Source organism: Mesorhizobium sophorae, assembly GCF_002270415.1.
Lineage (GTDB): Bacteria > Pseudomonadota > Alphaproteobacteria > Rhizobiales > Rhizobiaceae > Mesorhizobium > Mesorhizobium sophorae.
In genome coordinates this window covers 56,717-73,412 of sequence record NZ_NNRI01000020.1, presented here as the reverse complement: position 1 = coordinate 73,412, position 16,696 = coordinate 56,717, and the positions used below count along the sequence as shown (strand labels likewise).

The following is a 16,696-nucleotide window of genomic DNA, read 5'->3' as shown; positions in this document are numbered from 1 at the left end:
TGATGTTCTGCGCAGACGCCGACAGCAGCTGCGCGCTTCAGAACGAACTTGATAGATAAGATCAAGCTGCGACCTTCTTGCGGGTCCGCTTCGCCGGCGCCGGCGTTTCCGGCTTGCGGCCGAGCCCCATCGTCTTGGCCAACGCCGAGCGCGCCGCGGCGTAATTCGGCGCGACAATGGGATAATCCGCCGGCAGACCCCATTTGGCGCGATACTCATCCGGCGTCAGCCCATAGTGGGTCGACAGATGACGCTTCAGCGCTTTGAATTTCTTCCCGTCCTCAAGGCAGATGATGTAGTCCGGTGTCACCGACTTCCTGATCGGGACTGCAGGCTTGAGAGCCTGCGGCTCTTCTGCGGAGACACTTTCGGCCGTGCCCTTCAAAGCTGCGTGCACTTGTCCGATCAGGGCAGGGAGATCGCCCACCGGCACCGGATTGTTGGACACATAGGCTGAGACGACATCGGCGGTGAGCTCGATGAGGACGTCGATGTTGTCGTCGGCTTCTTCTGTCATGAAACTCTCCGGGTAGCGTGAAAACATAGTCGGTGAAGGATTGCTTCATTAGTGGTGGTTGCCGCGGAAAGCAATAAATCTCTCGCCAGGTTATTGCGATACTCGTCCAACATGAGGTCTAGTCAGGCTTCCGTCAGATACCACGAGTATGATGATACCCTCAGCGTGCAATGCGACAGGAATGACCGTGCGCAATTGTATTTTCATTTGCACTCGGGGTTGGCTATGACGGGTATTGGTCGACGTGGTGGCTTGTACAGTGGGCAAGTCAGAGCTGGGGGCGCGCAGGATATAGGGGGGGCCCGCGATCCTGCCTCTGGACAAGGTGGCCAACAGTTCAATTCGCTCATGGAGCGGATGCGTTCCGACCATGAAAATCCAGAGGGCGGACCCGTCCGCACCAGTGATATCCTGCGGGACGCGTCTCCTCATCCATCAGTTGGCGCACGCGGGAGGCGGCGCGGGTTGGATAGGGAGGAAGGCTGGTCGCATTTCGAGGATGAACCCTGGCGCGGCGATCAGGTGGCGGAGGGCTCGCAAAGGGGCGAGCGCCCGCCTCAGCGACAGGATCGTGGCGCATTCAATCGGGAAGAAGGCCCCTCGCGTTTCGGGGATGAACCCTGGCGCCGCGAGCGCCCGCCCCAGCGACAGGATCGTGGCGCATTCAATCGGGAAGAAGGCCCCTCGCGTTTCGGGGACGAACCCTGGCGCGGCGATCGGGTGGCGGAGGGCTCGCAAAGGGGCGAGCGCCCGCCTCAGCGACAGGATCGTCGCGCACCCTATCGGGAAGAAAGCTCCTCCCGCTCTGGTGGCGAGCATTGGCGCGGCGATCGGGCGGCCGAGGGCTCGCAATGGGCTGAGCGCCCGCCTCAGCGACAGGATCGTCGCGCACTCTATCGGGAAGAAGGCTCCTCGCGCTCTGATAGCGAGCATTGGCGCGGCGATCGGGCGGCCGGAGACTCGCAAAGGGGCGAGCTCCCGCCTCAGCGACAGGATCATGGCGCATTCAATCGGGAAGAAGGCCCCTCGCGTTTCGGGGACGAACCCTGGCGCGGCGATCGGGCGGCCGAGGGCTCGCAATGGGCTGAGCGCCCGCCTCAGCGACAGGATCGTCGCGCACTCTATCGGGAAGAAGGCTCCTCGCGCTCTGATAGCGAGCATTGGCGCGGCGATCGGGCGGCCGGAGACTCGCAAGCAAGCATGCGCCAGCGCAATCAGGCGGCCGAGAGCTCGCAATCGGGCGCGCTTCCGCAGCCAAGGCAATCCGCAAGCGACCTGGGTCCTGGACTTGGAAAGCGGCGCGTAGACGACGTAGCCGCGCAGAGCCACGCCAGCTTTGAGCGACCTGATCCACAGTATTCAGGCGAGTTGCATGCAGCACTAAGAGGAATTGCTAACGCGCGTGACATCGGGGGGTTCTCAAGAGAGGTGGTGAAGCATTCCAAGCGCCTGCGGATGCCGGATCAAGCAACGTTCATGCAAAAGGCCTCCGTCGATTTTGAACGCAAATTTGTCCCGCGCTTGGAGGAAGATATCGACGCCCGGCAATCATGGGGGTACGCCACTACGTGCAATGCGGTGAGCCGGTATGCGGGAGGGCAGGCAGGGATAGAAGCTTGCAGGGCTGTCGCAGCTCGGCTGTCGCAGCTTGATCTCGCGTTAATGAAGAAGATTGAACCGAGAGCGCTTTCGCTCTTCGCATCATCATTCGGTCGGGACCCATTGTCGACGAAATGTCGCGATGGAGCGATGAGAATCGCCCGAATTTGTCAGGATCAAAGGGGCGTACTAGGTGAGCTGGGCGGCCAAAATCTCTCGTTGCTGGCCAATGGTTTCAGCAAGTGGCCGGAAGCACCGGACTGTCGCAAGGCCACAGCCGCGATCGCCGATGAGGTCCTTCGCCGCGGGGTTCAGCTCACCCGCTTTACTGCGCAGGAGCTATCGAATCTCGTGAACGGATTCAGCAAGCGGCCGAACGACGAGGGCTGCTGTCAAGCCGCGGCCGCGATCGCCAATGTAATTGTCGGCCGTTCCGGCGCCCCCCCCCGGCTCTCCACCTTTGTTCCGCAGGACCTGGCGAACCTGGTGAATGGTTTCAGCAAGTGGCCGCAAGCACCGGACTGTCGCAAGGCCACAGTCGCTATCGCCGAGGCGGTCCTTCGTCGCTCCGGAAGCGGCGCCTTGATCTCTGATTTTACTCCGCAGGACCTGGCGAACCTGGTGAACGGTTTCAGCAAGTGGCCGCAAGCGCCTGGCTGCCGCGAGGCCACAGTCGCGATCGCCAGCCAGGTCTCTCGCTTTGCCAAACGCGACGTCCGGCTCTTTGACTTTACCCAGCAGGGGCTGGCGAATCTGGTGAACGGTTTCAGCAAGTGGCCGGAAGCGCCGGACTGCCGCGAGGCCACAGTCACGATCGCCGGCGAGGTCTCTCGCCTTGCCAAACGCGAAGCCCAGCTCTCTGACTTTAATGCGCAGGACGTGGCAAACCTGGCGAACGGTTTCAGCAAGTGGCCGGAAGCGCCGCACTGCCGCGAGGCCACAATCGCGATCGCCGGCGAGGTCTCTCGCCTTGCCAAACGCGAAGCCCAGCTCTCTGACTTTAATGCGCAGGACGTGGCAAACCTGGCGAACGGTTTCAGCAAGTGGCCGGAAGCGCCGGACTGCCGCGAGGCAACTGTCGCGATCGCCGGCGAGGTCTCTCGCCTTGCCAAACGCGAAGCCCAGCTCTCTGATTTTAATGCGCAGGACGTGGCAAACCTGGCGAACGGTTTTAGCAAGTGGCCGGACGGAGGGGCCTGTCGCGAGGCCACAGTCGCTATTGCCGAGGCGGTCCTTCGTCGCTCCGAAAGCGCCTTGATCTCTGATTTTACTCCCCAGAACCTGGCCAACCTGGTCAACGGTTTCAGCAAGTGGCCGGACGAGACGGGCTGCAGCAAGGCCACGGTCGCAATCGCCAGCGAGGTCGCTGGCCGCACCTCGCGCGAGGTGCAGCTCTTTGACTTTACTCAAGGGGATCTGGCGAACCTGGCGAATGGTTTCAGCAAGTGGCCGGAAGCGCCGCACTGCCGCGAGGCCACAATCGCGATCTCCGGCGAGGTCTCTCGCCTTGCCAAACGCGAAGCCCAGCTCTCTGACGTTACTGCGCAGCACCTGGCGAACCTGGTCAACGGTTTCAGCAAGTGGCCGGACGAGACGGGCTGCAGCAAGGCCACGGTCGCGATCGCCGGTGAGGTGCTTCGCCGTGACAACCGGCTCTCTGATTTTAGTCCGCAGGGATTGGCGAACCTTGTGAACGGCTTCAGCAAATGGCCGGAAGCAGCGGCGTGCCACCAGGCAGTCCTGGACATCGTGCGCAAACTGGGCTCCGGAGGCCAACGATTCGGAACGTTCACCACACCTGAGCTTGGCATGATGGCCAATGCTCTGGGGCGAAGTGTCGCCAGGGGAGAGGACACAGGAGAGATCATAGAGACCGCTCTGCTGAAGGATCGGCTACACCAGCTGGCCCGCTACCTTCACTATGCCAGTGATCGTCTGGAGCAGACCCACGTTCTGAACATCGCCGTGATTTTCAAGGCGCTGGCCAAGGCTCGATTGTTTGACGATCTCGGTTCGCTCGCACGGCCGGGGTTGGATCGGCTTACGGAATTGCATCGTGCCCCTGATTTTGCCGCTGAGAACAACCTCGAAACCATGGGCAATCTCTGCCTCGCCGTGCTGCCGCTGGCGCGCAGCCCGCGCAAGAGCCTGCGGCGGAGGCAGGCTCTGAATTTGCTGAACGACATTCAGCCGATCGTCGAGCATAAGATTGAGGCGCATCTCAAAGCAGGCGATGGCGAGCGGACCCGTGGCCCGTACTCGAGCCGTCGCCCCGCCTTGTCGATCTATCAAGTGCTCAAGACCCGCACGGTTCTGGCGACATTGTTCCGCCGGCCGTATGTCGAGGGCAAGAAGTCCGATTTGCGGGTGAGGCAAGAAGAGCTGCAGTTCAAGACCAAGGAGATTTTGGAGAAAACGGCCGGCCTCATCGAAGGCGACCTTTCCAATATGAGTTGGAACCTGATCGCGGAGATCGCGGCAGAGACCCCGCTTGATGGGCTGGACACGTTCATGGCGCAGAATGTGGCGACGGTCCAGGCCCAACATCCAGCGTCGGTGTTCGACGTCCATCAGGTGTTGCGAGCAATGGACCACGAGCCCAGACCGCCGCAAGGTGAGGCGGGGCTGATGCAGTTGCCGGTGGTGGACATGCAGGGCCGGCCAGTGGCCACGGAGCCCGAGACACGCTATTCGATTTTTCATCGCCTGACCTCGGGAGCTTTGCCAGTCGTCGCGGTGCAGCTGCCAGGAAAGCCCAGCCCCTTCATGCTGGCGCGTACGGTTACCGTCGAGGGTGTGCCATACCGCATGGACCTGTTCGGCGGAAGCAAGTTAAAACCACCGAAACCGACCCTCTCGCAGCTCGCCGCCCGCGCCCCGGACGCCGCGGCAGCCATGTCTCCTGGCGGAAAGCTGCTGGCCATTCCGTATGCCGATACCGCATCGGGCACGGCGTTCGAGCAGCTATTGCGCGCCTGGGCCCCTTTCAAGGAGGCATATTATTACATGCAGCGCAGGGGTTTTGCCGCGCCTCCAGGAATCAAGGGGCTGGGCCCTCACGACTACGCGCTGGAGGGCGCCTTCAAACTGTCGCTGCTGCCGGATCGCCCTGCGAACCAGGAACATCCCTTCAAGCTAACTGGGCCGGAAGGCCCGATCGCCTTGCGATCGCATGATGGCTGCGGTTTCATCAAGGCCTCGCTGGCCAACCGCATGCCGGCTGTTCATCGCGCCCGCCGGCAGGAAGGTCCTGATCGGGTGCCTGCCTTTGCTGAGGGACGCAGATCGTCCCTGCCTGCCTCGGCGCTGCAACATTATCCACGCAGCGAGTCGGTGGCCGATGAGGCGCAAGAGAAGGCCAAGACCTGGCTCGAGAGCCGACAGGGGCAAAGGCTGTCGGCCGAGGAGCTGTTTCGAACCGTGACTGGCGGACATATCGACGGTCCTGGCGCGGTTGCCATACCCTCCAGCGACGAGTGTCTCCATGTGCCGACGCTCAAGAGCGAGACGTTGACGGGGACGAGCGGCGTGCTGATCGGGCGCTCGCCCTATGACAAGCCCAACCTGCGCCCGTTTGCCCCAGAAGGAGTCAAGTCGGCCCTCGAGGGGGATCCGACCGCTGTGTTTCTCGACAACTGCACGGCCATCCAATACAGCTTCAACGTCGCCCAGAAGTCGGGGAGGGAACTGGCGGCCAACGATCCGACCTTTTTTGCCAAAGGCATTCTGATCGTTGTCCCGGATAAGATGTGGCCGGCCGCCTACGCCGACCGTGGGCTGGTGATGTCTGCCGAGGACGTCAAATGCCATGCGAGCTGGACCTCGAGCAAGGACCGCGTCAAGGTGGACACGCCGCTCGACTGCCTCGGCATCCTGCAGGCGACCGAGGTGTTTGCCCCGGGCTCGTTGGTGGCTGTCCCGACCGGTGAGCAGAAAAAACTTGACGGCGACTTCGACGGCGACACCGTCATCATCCTCGGCGACCGGCCGCAGCTTTATGAGCATTTGCGCGCGTTCGATCACCGGGAGCAAGCTCTGGGACTTCCGTCGCTGAAGCCGCCAAAGTCCCATACCCCGGCGCTTGAGGGCGACGATTACCAGTTCAGTCGCGCCCGCCAGATCCTCTCTGCCACGCAGAATGTTCTGGAAACTTATACCTGCCTGCAGCGAAGCTTTCTGGCTCAATCCCATGAAGCACGACGCTGGTTTGCCGAGCGTGCCGTCTTTGGCACCTATGAGGGCGTTCACAAGGAGCTCCGGCGAGATATCGGTCAGCTGTTGAACCAGGAAGAGGTGAGTGGCCAGGATATCCAGAACACGTTTGCGAGGGCGAGGCGCGAGATTGAGGTCGCCAAACATCCGGTTGCCCGCGAAATGGCCGAGTTGCTCGTCTCCGACCTTGTGGCATGGGCAGTCAAGCAGGGTGGACAACTCCTGCCCGAAACAATCGAAAGCGCGAACGCCGCAAACCCGAGCTTCAGCGCAAGGCTGTGCGAGCTTTTCCCGGGTCTGACCGAGACCTATCCGGCAACGCCTCAGCCACGAGACCGCATCCAGCTTTTGCTCGACCACTATCCTGCTCGCATCGATTCTCGCCCAGATGGTTACAATCCGGACGACCTCGTACAAAGCGCAACCAACTTGCTGAGCCTCGGCATCAAGGTCGGCACCGACGCCTATAAATCCGATACTGGCGCCAACCTTTTCTTCAAGAAGGGCAGCTACCTTCAGCGGCTCCTCCACCAGACACCGGGCTTGAAGTCCGTGCCCTATGTCAAGGGCGTTGCGGCGACCCTCGCCCAGGGAAGGTTTGACGTCGATGCGACCTTGGATGATCTGAAAGACAACCCCACGCTGGCCGCTGGCATCATGGAGGCCTCGATCAAATTCGCTGCGGAGCAAGGCATTCTGCCGAAACCTTCTGGCCTCCGGCCCACCGCCGAGGATGCCGACATGATGATTGCGCTGACCCGCGCGGAGGCTTCAGAGCGCGCCCAGATCGAGGCTGCCCGCGCTAGAGCCGAAGAGAGCAAAATCACCGAGGCCGCGCTCGGCGTCGCCGAAAGCCTCTGGAAAGCGGACTTCCAGGTGAAGATGCCCCATCTGGAGCGCCGCTTGAAATCGCATGCCTCCATAACAGATGAACTCACCGGCATGAGCGTCCCGCCCGGCAGCGCTCCACAGCTCCTCACCAATGCTGTACGCCATGTCTTCGAAATCCCTGACGAGCATTTTATAAACGCTTTCAAGAAAGCCATGCTGGCCTTCGATGACCGGGGCTACACCGAGGTCAGCGTGGTCAACTGGTTCAGTAAGCAGACTCGAAATTTCTTGGGCATCAAGGTAGTGCTCGCCACGCCCGAAGCTTATCGCTTCGAGGTCGAGTTTCACACGCCAGGCAGCTACAGGGCCAAACTGGCCAATCACGACACTTATAAGACCCTTGGCAAGCTTCGGCAGCAGCATTCAAGCGGGGATGCTCCGCAAGCCAAGGCCGAGGAACTGATGCAACGCGCCATCGAGGTCTGTGCCGAGGTTGCGATCCCCAAAGGCGCCCTTGGCATACCAAACTGGAAAGCCGAAGAGGATCCTAGCCCGGAAAATTCATGGGGGTTGGCGGATGTGGTGCAAGCCGTTGAAATGACGTAGGATTTGGTTGCTTAAGCCGATCCGAACCATTTCCCGGAGACCACACCCGCGATGAATGATCTTATGCTGCCGTTGAGCGGTTTGTCATCAGTCGGCGGCAAGTCCGTCGTCGCCCGTTTTGACGGCGGCATGCTGTCGTCCAACAGTGGGGTTCTGGCTCTGGCCGAGGTGGAAAAGCGGCTGCGTGTCGCCGAGCGTCTGGCGCGCTGCATCGATGATCCGCGCCGCCCGGACCAGGTCATCCATAGCGTGGCCGATATGATCGGCTTTCGCATGAAGATGATTGCCGCCGGCTACGAGGATGGCAACGACGCCAACCGGCTGCGCTGCGATCCGATCTTCAAGATGGCCCAGGATGCGCTGCCTTCGGGTCGGGATCTGGCCTCTCAATCGACGATGTGCCGGCTTGAGAACCTGCCTGGCGTGCGGGAACTGGTCGTTATGGGCCGTGCGATGGTCGACCTCTATTGCTCTTCCTTCCGCCAGGTTCCGAAGCGGATCGTGCTCGACATTGACGACACTTTTGACGCCGTGCATGGCGGCCAGCAATTGCGGCTGTTCAATGCCCATCACGACGAATACGGCTTCCAGCCGATTGTTGTGTTCGATGGCGACGGCCGGTTCGTCGGTGCGGTCCTGCGACCAGCGAAGCGGCCGAGCGGGGCAGAAATCCGCCCCCACCTGCGCCGCCTGGTGCGGGCGATCCGGAGCAATTGGCCGAACATCCGCATCCTGATCCGGGCCGACAGCCACTATTGTAGTCCGCAGGTCATCGACTGGTGCCGCGCCAACGATGTCGACTTCATCCTCGGCGTGGCGCCCACCACGACCCTGCGCAAGCATGTCGCGGACCTGGAGAGCAGCACGATGGCGCGCCTTGAAGCATCGAAGACGAACAAGGTCCGCCGCTTCAAGGAGTTTTTTGACGGCGCCGCCAGTTGGAGCCGCGTAGAGCGCATCATCGCCCGCGTCGAGGTCGGCGCCCAAGGTGCCGATACCCGCTTCATCGTCACCAACCTTGCAAGTGGCAAGGCCAAGGCGCTCTACGAGGATGTCTACTGCCGGCGCGGCGCTGCCGAGAACCACATCAAGTCGTGGAAGACGCATCTCGCCGCCGACCGCACCTCCTGCACAAGAGCGACGGCCAACCAGTTCCGGCTGTTCCTGCATGCCGGCGCCTACTGGCTGATGTGGGGCCTGCGCGCCGCGATGCCGAAACGCTCGAGCTTTGCCGTCGCCCAATTCGACACGCTGCGATTGCGCCTCATCAAGATCGCCGCCCGCGTAGTCGAGATGAAAACCCAGATCCGCCTGCACCTGCCGACATCCTGCCCCGACCAGCGCATCCTGCGCATCGTCCTCAATCGCATTGCGCGGCTCGCGACATAAACGATGGGACGCAGACGTCCCGAAACAAACCCGCCGACCTCAACCCGCAAACCCCCGCCTTCCATCACGACGGATCATCGCCGGCGCCCGACGAGGCTTGTCAAAATGCACTCCGAGGGCGGCCAGATCGCCGATGTAGGCCGCCGAAAGCCGATCGCCGTGCATCAAGCGGGCTAGATGGAGCGCTGCTGCGGCATTTGGAATGCGAGTTGGCGAAAAATCAAGAATGTCCGAGATCGCCAGGTCGCCGGAAGCAAGCCAGATTGCGCCGGCCCTCGGCGTGCGGCCGATAGCGCTCGTCGGCATGTCGGGCGTCGGTAAATCCACCATTGGCGAGCGGCTTGCAAAAGGGTTGGGGTTGAAATTCATCGACTCCGATGCCGAGATCAGGAAAGAGGCCGGCATGTCGATAAAAAAACTTTGCGAAACCCATGGCGAGGAGCATTTCAGGGAGCTTGAGGCGAGAGTGATTGCGCGTGTGCTGAAGCAAGGACCGGCAGTGCTCGCGACCGGTGACAGTTCCTTCATCCATCAGCAGACCCATGGGCTCATCCAGGACAAGGCGGTCTCGATCTGGCTCAAGGCCGATGCCGACCTGATAATGCGACGGCTCGGGAGACGACGCGGTCGCCGGCTGCAGCAGGCCTCGGACCTGCTCGGCACTATCACGCAACAGATCGCTGAGCGTGAGCCGATCTATCAAAATGCTCATCTCACGATCGCTTCGCGCAATGTGTCGCATGAGAGGCAGATGGATGAATGCGTCAGGGCGCTGCACGCCTATCTGCGTCCCGAGCCGGCAGCCGCTCAGCCGGGCGTCTAATAAATCCCGTTAATGAGTTTCCCGCTCCCGACGCGGATAAGAACCCAGGAGCATGCTCGCCCCATTATTTCATACAAAGTGAGCCTGCCCCCCTTGTGCGAAGTTCTGGGTTCAATCCGGAAGAGATTTTAGCACGCGCTCCCCCAACTTTGGGGAGATGACGAGACCTCCAACCTCCGCGACGGAAACGCCGCCGTCTCATGGGATGAGCATGCGACATTCGCTTTGCCCGCGCTCCCTGGGAGGCCTGCGCAGGGGCGAAGCAGGCGGCTTCTCCTTGTCCGACTAAAGCAAGCTCGCCTGCTCAGCCTCGCGGCGCAGTTTTGCCGCGGCCCCGGCCCGGCCGGCAGGTCCCTTAGCAGCCGGGCCTTGTGGTATTTTGTCAGGATCGAGGTCCGCAACAGTTTACCGTCCTATGCCGATAACTGTCATCCTTACCGCTGCGGTTCTCCTGGGTCTTGCGCTATGTCAAATCCGTTCCGCTTTCGCCGCGACACTGTATTTCGCCAATGCCTTTCCTCACGCGATGGTCCGCTCTAACCGCCGAACGCGATGGCATGAACACAATATCGGTTAGCTACAAGCGCCATCGTTCGCCCTGCCGAGATCATCACGCACACCGAGATTTTCGACGCTTTCCCTTCAGACTGCGCTTGGTCGAGGAGATCGGAGCGCGGCAATGCTATATGCTGGGGGACGATACGGCTAGGAGCCAGACATTGCTCGCTAGCGGACGCCCTCGGATAGCGATATCCGGCACTTCGATAACGCGTGGTATCGATTACAGGCAAGAAGCATTGGCAGTGGGCGCGCCGTGATCAGGACAGGAACGTGCTCGGCGTGTTCTTCCAAGGCTGCCAAGCGCCTGCTGACCCAGTCGCTTGCACAGAGTTGCGGCCCCAAGGGCATGATCATCGACAAATGGCGTTCCAATAACGCGATAGAACGTCAGGTGATGCCGAAAGTCGATCATCGCAAAAGAGGCTCAACAATCGCGCCGGGGGGTGCCATCGCGAAAACAGTTGGCCATACAGGACTTCCGATCCAGAGGCGGTTTACAACGCGTCGATCTTTCCAGCCTTGCGAAATCACTTGTCCGGACTGATTGGCAAGCTGCTGCACGCGATCGCCTTCAAGATGGGCCGTGCACCAAAACATGGCATACCCGGCCTGGCTAGTGAATTTCATGTCGACGTCAGTGGGTATCTCGCCCGATGTACCGAGCGGTGCCGCCTATGATGTCTCAAAGCCTACACAACAAACAAAAGCTGTCGCTATTGAACCAAACCGCTGGGCAGCGAACAGACTATCTATCCGAAACGTCTGCTTTTCGTGCTCAGCTTGACCTTCAAAGCGAAAAGAAGGAACCGCAACAAGATGCGCCGGCCAACCTGAGCGTAAGCCCGCAGCTACGTCTCCAGGATGGCGCGTTATTTGCGTGGTCGATTTCCGTAGCCGTTGTGACGTCTGCCTACAACAAGCGGAGATGACTATGGCGATTGGCCCAGACGCGCTGAATTCCGTGGGGCAACTGACGAGTGTCACTTTGCGTCGAGGCGCAGCCCACCGGAGCACGCGCGAATGAACATCAGGAGCCTTCTCCTCGGCTCAACTGCAGTGCTGATCGCCCTTTCCGACGCGCGCGCGGTCGATGCTGTGGCTGTGGCCGAGCCAGAATCGACCGAATACATCAAGGTCTGCGACGTGTACGGCTCCGGCTACTTCTACATCCCCGGCACCGAGACCTGTCTGCGCATCGGCGGCGATGTCCTTTACGACATCGGCCTGGGCCATGTCGGATCGTATGACGGCGCCAGAACCTCAGACCTGAGGACTGGTGAGGATCAGGGCACATGGCGAAACAACGCTCGCTTGACCTTCAAAACTTGGACCGGCCAGGAGACCGAACTCGGCACACTGAAGACCTATACGGAAACCCGCATGGACTTTGGTAATCGCAACGCTTATTCGGGCACGGACAGCCCGCAAAACTACGCCTTCAACAGAGGCGTCAAATTGGCTTTCACTTGGATTCAGCTTGGCGGCCTGCGAGTTGGTAAGGACTGGTCGGCCTTCCACGTGTTTACTGGCCACGCTGGCGACGTCCTCAATAAGATGCTTGTTCCGCACGGCGGCTACGAAGCCAACGTGGTTCAGTACTACTTTGACAGCGGCAACGGCTTTTCGGCGGTGGCTTCACTCGAAGAAGGCTCGGGCGTAGTCGGGACTATCGACAGCTATGTTCCGCATGTCGTCGGCGGCGTGAAATACATGCAAGGCTGGGGGGCGATCACTGGCGTTGTCGCTTATGATAGCAACTACGAATCTCTGGCTGGTAAGGTCCGCGTCGACGTCAATGTCACAAACGAATTTTCGCTATTCGGAACGTTCGGCTACGGCTCCTATGGCAAGCTCAGCGACAACTCCATTAACACAATCGACGCTCATCGTCGCAGCTTCTACAAATTTTGGGGCGGCAACTGGGCTTTCTGGGCCGGCGCCACTTACAGATTCAACGAGAAAACTTCGTTCAACCTTCAGGTCTCGGGTGATCAGCTCAAGGACTATGGTCTGACTGCAAACGCTGTCTATACGGCGTTTGCAGGTCTAATAATCACAGCCGAAATCGACTACGACCACTATGGCGACTTCGGCGCCGGCATGGTTGACCCTTCCAACGTGAACTGGACCAAAGCTGACAAAAAGAACAGCGTCGGCGGCATCATCCGTTTCCAACACTCATTCTAACGGAATGAGAAACTGCATCTGGGTGGTCCGATCGAAAGCAACCCATCGACCGGGTGCAGCAGCCCAGCGCATCCACGCTCCAGACGCCGGCCTTGGCCCAGCGGGTGAAGCGGGCATGGACGCTCTTCCACTTGCCGTAGCGCTCCAAAAGGTGCTGCCAGAATGCTCCGGATCGCAGGACCCATAAAACTCCGTTCACAAACAGGCGGTTGTCGGCGCCGCTACGGCCCGGATCACCAACCTTGCCCGGCAGAAGCGGGGCGATCCGGACCCACTGCGCCTCGTTCAGTTCATAGCGCTTTACACCCATCAAACCCGCTCCGAATCAGTAAATCCGGAACGCATTGATTCAGCACATCTCAGTTTTGGAAATCCTGAATGTGGATTGGTCCTAGCGCGCCTTGCAGGATGCGGCTGATCATGCCCAGGCCATGCGAGCGCTGCTAGCGGGATCGCCTGCACATGCCGGGCATTGCCGCCGATGACGCTCGAGCGCAGGTCCAGGCCGAGAGCCTTGCAGAACGACCGGATCAGGATCGTCTGGTCGGGATCCCACGCTTGCGGCCGGCGTGCCGCAGAGCGGGCCTAGCGGATCGCCCTCGATGATGCCTACCTCGGGGTAGCGCTGGAGGATGCCGGCCAGCGCTTCAGCCCGATCATTCGACATGGAAAGGCCGAGCGGCAGGTGCGCGCGCGGCTGGCAGACGAAGGCCATGGGCCGCTTCGCCAGAGCGTTCGCCAAGGAAGCGAGCGCCGGGCCCTCGGCATCCCATGCCACGGCTCGATAGTGCCCGGATCCGGGACGGGTCGGTGCAAAGGCTCGTCGCGTTTGCCGCCACCCGGGCACAGGGCCCGGGCGTCACGATGTATTGCGATCTGCGTTACAAACGTATATATACGCTCGCAGCACAGGAGAGAGCGCCATGGCCGCGACGGGCCCCAGGAAGGAAACGCCCGTCTCGATGCGGTTTCGCGATGACGATCTGACCATTATCGACCGCGGCGCGGAACTGCTAGGCCTGTCTCGCACCGAGTTCATGCGCCGCGCCGCACTGCACGAAGCGCAGGCGGCAATCCTCAACGCGACCGTCATTCGCCTGTCGCCGGACGCCTACAATGCATTCATGCAGGCGATCGCCGCCCCAGCAAGCCCTCCGCCGCCTAAGGCGGCGGAGCGGCTCCGCCGGTTTGCCCCTTGGGAAAGCTAGGTGGCGCTTTCAGGCATAGAAATGCTGGACGACACGCATCGTCTCGACGCATTCGATTGCGGCAAGCCCGCCCTCAACGCATGGCTGCTCGGCTTTGCGCGGACCAACCAGGCTCGCGGGTTTACCCGAGTCCTGGTTGTTCACAATGACAGAACCGTGGTCGGTTATTATGGGCTCGCACCCAGCGTGATCCAGCCGAACAGTGCGCCGCGCTCGATCCGCACGGGGCGCCCACCGGATCCGATCCCTTGCCTTTTGATTGGACAACTCGCGGTCGATCAAAACTACGTGGGGCGTGGCGTCGGCAGCGGACTGGTAAAGGACGCGCTGCGGCGCTGCATCGCCGGCGCCGACATCGTCGGTGGCCGCGCGGTCGTGGTCAGGGCAATTGACACCGAGGCCGAGCGCTATTGGCACAGTTGGGGCTTCATCGCCGCACGGGATAATCCTTCCGTCCTCATGCGCTCGATTCAGGATGTGCGCCTCTGGTTGGCAGATACTGCGCACTAGCTACGTGCAGAAACAGCTCGGGCACACCAGCGCTGAGATGACCCGAAAATATCAACTGCGCCGCGACCGCTTCCGGGTCAACCTCACCAAGGCGTCGGCGTTGTAGAAAAAGCCCCTCCCCTGCCCGGCAACGATCCGGAGGGGAGGCGATCAGGTCGGCTTGGACGATGACAACGCCTATCAAGCACAGCGATCGCAGCATCCAGACTGTCGGCGGCCGACGCTTCATAGTCGGGCATGATCATCAACTGTGCGATGGCACGACTAACGAATTCCGGATTGAACTTTTCCAACCGTTCCCTGGTGCGCGCGACTTGTTGCGGAAACGCGCGCAAGGCATCGACGACTTCGCCGAGTTGCGACCGGGCTGCGGCTGCGATGTCGAAGATGTCACGAGGCCTGGCTTGGGAGCCGCGATAATAGACCTTCTTGACAATGATTTCGGGAATGGTCTCGAGCCGAACCGTCCTCCCTTCGACATCATATGTCTTGAAGGGCGTCTTGGTCAGGACTCCGGCTATGATGAAGTCGATTTCGCCGATGCCTTCGAAGGCGAACTTCATCACCCTGACAGTCCGATGGCGTCGGCGCAAAGCGCAGGCGGCTTCTGGACGGGTCGATGAAGCCAAGCAGTGCGGGTCATCGAGGAAAACATCGATGTCATGGCTTTCACGATGGCCGATCTTGATCATCATAGCCGTCCCACCGCCAAACGACCATTCGAAGTCTGACCGCCGCATTTTCCCGAAGCTGGTTAATCAGATCGACGGCGATGCTAAAAGGCCGCCGCCATTCGGAAGGGCGCCGGCTATCGTGTTCGGCCATCACGCAGCGAGCGGATAGCTCTCGCCGGACCAGGCGGAGAACGCAGCGGCGAAGGCCTTCAGGTCGGGGACCGGGATGTGGTGCACGACAGCGAGCTCGACCTGCAGTGCGAGGGGAACCTCGCCAAGAAAGGCGCTGATATGACCAGGATGCTGTTTGGCCAACTCGAGATCCGCCAGGCAATAAGCCAGACCTGCATAGTCCAGCTGTACGCTGTAGGGCGCGTTCACGGTCGTCAGGACGGACGCCAAATGCTTGCTCATAAGGGCTTAAGCTAGTTGTTTCGGGACCATCGCATAAGCTACCAACCTCTCCAGCACCTGATGGGATCAAGAATTTATTCCTTTAGCTATCGACAATGACCTCTGATTGATCTCGCCGATGTCCTTGCGCTCCTCGATCAGCCCGACGATGAAGGCTTCATGCGCATCGAGGCTGGAGGCGCGGCGGCGGCCCTGCCCGCGGCGCGCCGGCGGTGCAAGGCGCTTCGGTGATCGTCGCAACGCCGGCCGAATCATAGCTGCGATGTTCGAGATGCTTCAAGGCGTTGACCAATCGCTCCGATACCGGCAGTTGCCAAACGATGCCAACAATCCCGCACATGTTGGCCTCCGAATTGTCCCCAGCAGTCCCAACCGACGCAGTAATAGAGAGGGGCGGGGCATGACCGCCTTGGGATCGATATATTAGAGCCTTGGACGATTGATATAATTGATTATAGCAATAATTATCATTCATCTTTTGGATAGCTGACAGGCCTTTGAGGGCCCTGATCTCCATCTCCTGAGGCTCCACGCACTGATCGACCGCAAGCTCGCCGCGCGACGCGAAGATCAACCTGTCGAGCGCGAATGGCTGTTGCTACGCAAATGCAATGCCGCAGGAGTCCTACAAGCCTCGGCAGCGGCAGCCCCTGTCCAGGCCTGCCCCTAGTGTGGTTCCGACACCTCCAGTGTCGTCCCTTCTCCATCCGGTGATATTGACCGAACAGCCGCAGCGTGTCGCGATGGATGAGCTTGAGGGGGCCACGCCCCTCCCTTCGACCGGACCTGACAAGCGCTCCTACCGGCCATCATAGTTGTCGCTCAACCGGACACCCTAATTGTCGCCGCGCAATGGCAGCGTGCGCGCGAGTTGAGGTGAATATGCTAGATGCATCCATCACGTGGATGCGACCTCATTCGAACAATCGATTTGTTCAATGGGCCAGCTTCTCGATAGCTAAGCCTCAGTCATCGAATCATGGGGGTCTGGAGGGCAACGCAAGCCTAACGAATGCGGGGGACCGCACTAGGAGGATCGATGCGCAGAGAAATCGAAATCGGGTTGCTCGCATCCCGCGCTAGTTTCGACTTCCGCGACTTCTGCTGTCGCCCCGATCTCAGAGCCCACGGTGGCGTGTGCAATGGATTGTCCTCCCTTGAAAGG

General features: G+C 60.7%; 10 protein-coding genes and 1 pseudogene. 6 read left to right on the top strand and 5 right to left on the bottom strand.

The genetic code is table 11. The features are described from left to right. Window positions 1-61 precede the first annotated feature (61 nt). Together CGZ66_RS28025 and CGZ66_RS40030 are read right to left on the bottom strand one after the other, a co-directional pair. Window positions 62-517 (bottom strand): Ros/MucR family transcriptional regulator, encoded by a 456-nt coding sequence (locus CGZ66_RS28025; protein ID WP_095090062.1) that lies wholly within the window; start codon window positions 515-517, stop codon window positions 62-64. Window positions 518-952: 435 nt separating this feature from the next. Continuing rightward, complete coding sequence (locus CGZ66_RS40030; RefSeq protein WP_167392274.1) at window positions 953-1,678, bottom strand: hypothetical protein; 726 nt, start codon at window positions 1,676-1,678, stop codon at window positions 953-955. 270 nt (window positions 1,679-1,948) lie between these two features. On the opposite strand from CGZ66_RS40030, the gene xopAD reads away from it, so the two are divergent. The 4 genes from xopAD to CGZ66_RS28000 all read left to right on the top strand — a co-directional run bounded on the left by xopAD (window position 1,949) and on the right by CGZ66_RS28000 (window position 12,725). Then, window positions 1,949-7,765: a XopAD/skwp family type III secretion system effector gene (gene xopAD, locus CGZ66_RS28020; protein WP_206073786.1), complete on the top strand. Its 5,817-nt coding sequence runs from the start codon at window positions 1,949-1,951 to the stop codon at window positions 7,763-7,765. 51 nt (window positions 7,766-7,816) lie between these two features. Beyond that, a complete protein-coding gene (locus CGZ66_RS28015; protein ID WP_095090060.1) occupies window positions 7,817-9,154 on the top strand; it encodes an IS1380 family transposase in 1,338 nt (445 codons plus the stop codon). Between the two features lie 226 nt (window positions 9,155-9,380). Beyond that, window positions 9,381-9,977: a shikimate kinase gene (locus CGZ66_RS28010; protein WP_095090057.1), complete on the top strand. Its 597-nt coding sequence runs from the start codon at window positions 9,381-9,383 to the stop codon at window positions 9,975-9,977. Between the two features lie 1,581 nt (window positions 9,978-11,558). After that, the gene (locus CGZ66_RS28000) at window positions 11,559-12,725 is read left to right on the top strand and encodes a porin (RefSeq protein ID WP_095090051.1); all 1,167 of its coding nucleotides are present in this window, start codon (window positions 11,559-11,561) and stop codon (window positions 12,723-12,725) included. Window positions 12,726-12,804: 79 nt separating this feature from the next. Here CGZ66_RS28000 and CGZ66_RS27995 read toward each other — a convergent pair. Next, window positions 12,805-13,035: pseudogene (locus tag CGZ66_RS27995) on the bottom strand (transposase); the annotation flags it as partial. Window positions 13,036-13,648: 613 nt separating this feature from the next. Here CGZ66_RS27995 and CGZ66_RS27985 point away from each other — a divergent pair. Both CGZ66_RS27985 and CGZ66_RS27980 read left to right on the top strand, forming a co-directional pair. Next, on the top strand, window positions 13,649-13,933 hold the full coding sequence (locus tag CGZ66_RS27985) for a type II toxin-antitoxin system TacA family antitoxin (protein WP_095090048.1): 285 nt from the start codon (window positions 13,649-13,651) through the stop codon (window positions 13,931-13,933). After that, a complete protein-coding gene (locus tag CGZ66_RS27980) occupies window positions 13,934-14,443 on the top strand; it encodes a GNAT family N-acetyltransferase (protein WP_425352323.1) in 510 nt (169 codons plus the stop codon). It begins immediately after the preceding gene. An 83-nt stretch (window positions 14,444-14,526) separates the two neighbouring features. On the opposite strand, the gene CGZ66_RS27975 is transcribed toward CGZ66_RS27980, so the two are convergent. Both CGZ66_RS27975 and CGZ66_RS27970 read right to left on the bottom strand, forming a co-directional pair. Further along, the gene (locus CGZ66_RS27975; protein ID WP_143748872.1) at window positions 14,527-15,183 is read right to left on the bottom strand and encodes a nucleotidyl transferase AbiEii/AbiGii toxin family protein; all 657 of its coding nucleotides are present in this window, start codon (window positions 15,181-15,183) and stop codon (window positions 14,527-14,529) included. Between the two features lie 84 nt (window positions 15,184-15,267). Next, entirely contained in the window at window positions 15,268-15,531 is a 264-nt protein-coding gene (locus CGZ66_RS27970; protein WP_095090044.1) for a hypothetical protein, read from the bottom strand. Window positions 15,532-16,696: the final 1,165 nt, after the last annotated feature.

Coding starts and splice junctions, on each gene's coding strand:
- CGZ66_RS28025 (WP_095090062.1), bottom strand. CDS start 517: ATGACAGAAGAAGCCGACGACAACATCGACGTCCTCATCGAGCTCACC.
- CGZ66_RS27985 (WP_095090048.1), top strand. CDS start 13,649: ATGGCCGCGACGGGCCCCAGGAAGGAAACGCCCGTCTCGATGCGGTTT.
- CGZ66_RS28010 (WP_095090057.1), top strand. CDS start 9,381: ATGTCCGAGATCGCCAGGTCGCCGGAAGCAAGCCAGATTGCGCCGGCC.
- CGZ66_RS28000 (WP_095090051.1), top strand. CDS start 11,559: ATGAACATCAGGAGCCTTCTCCTCGGCTCAACTGCAGTGCTGATCGCC.
- CGZ66_RS40030 (WP_167392274.1), bottom strand. CDS start 1,678: ATGCTCGCTATCAGAGCGCGAGGAGCCTTCTTCCCGATAGAGTGCGCG.
- CGZ66_RS27970 (WP_095090044.1), bottom strand. CDS start 15,531: ATGAGCAAGCATTTGGCGTCCGTCCTGACGACCGTGAACGCGCCCTAC.
- CGZ66_RS27975 (WP_143748872.1), bottom strand. CDS start 15,183: ATGCGGCGGTCAGACTTCGAATGGTCGTTTGGCGGTGGGACGGCTATG.
- CGZ66_RS28015 (WP_095090060.1), top strand. CDS start 7,817: ATGAATGATCTTATGCTGCCGTTGAGCGGTTTGTCATCAGTCGGCGGC.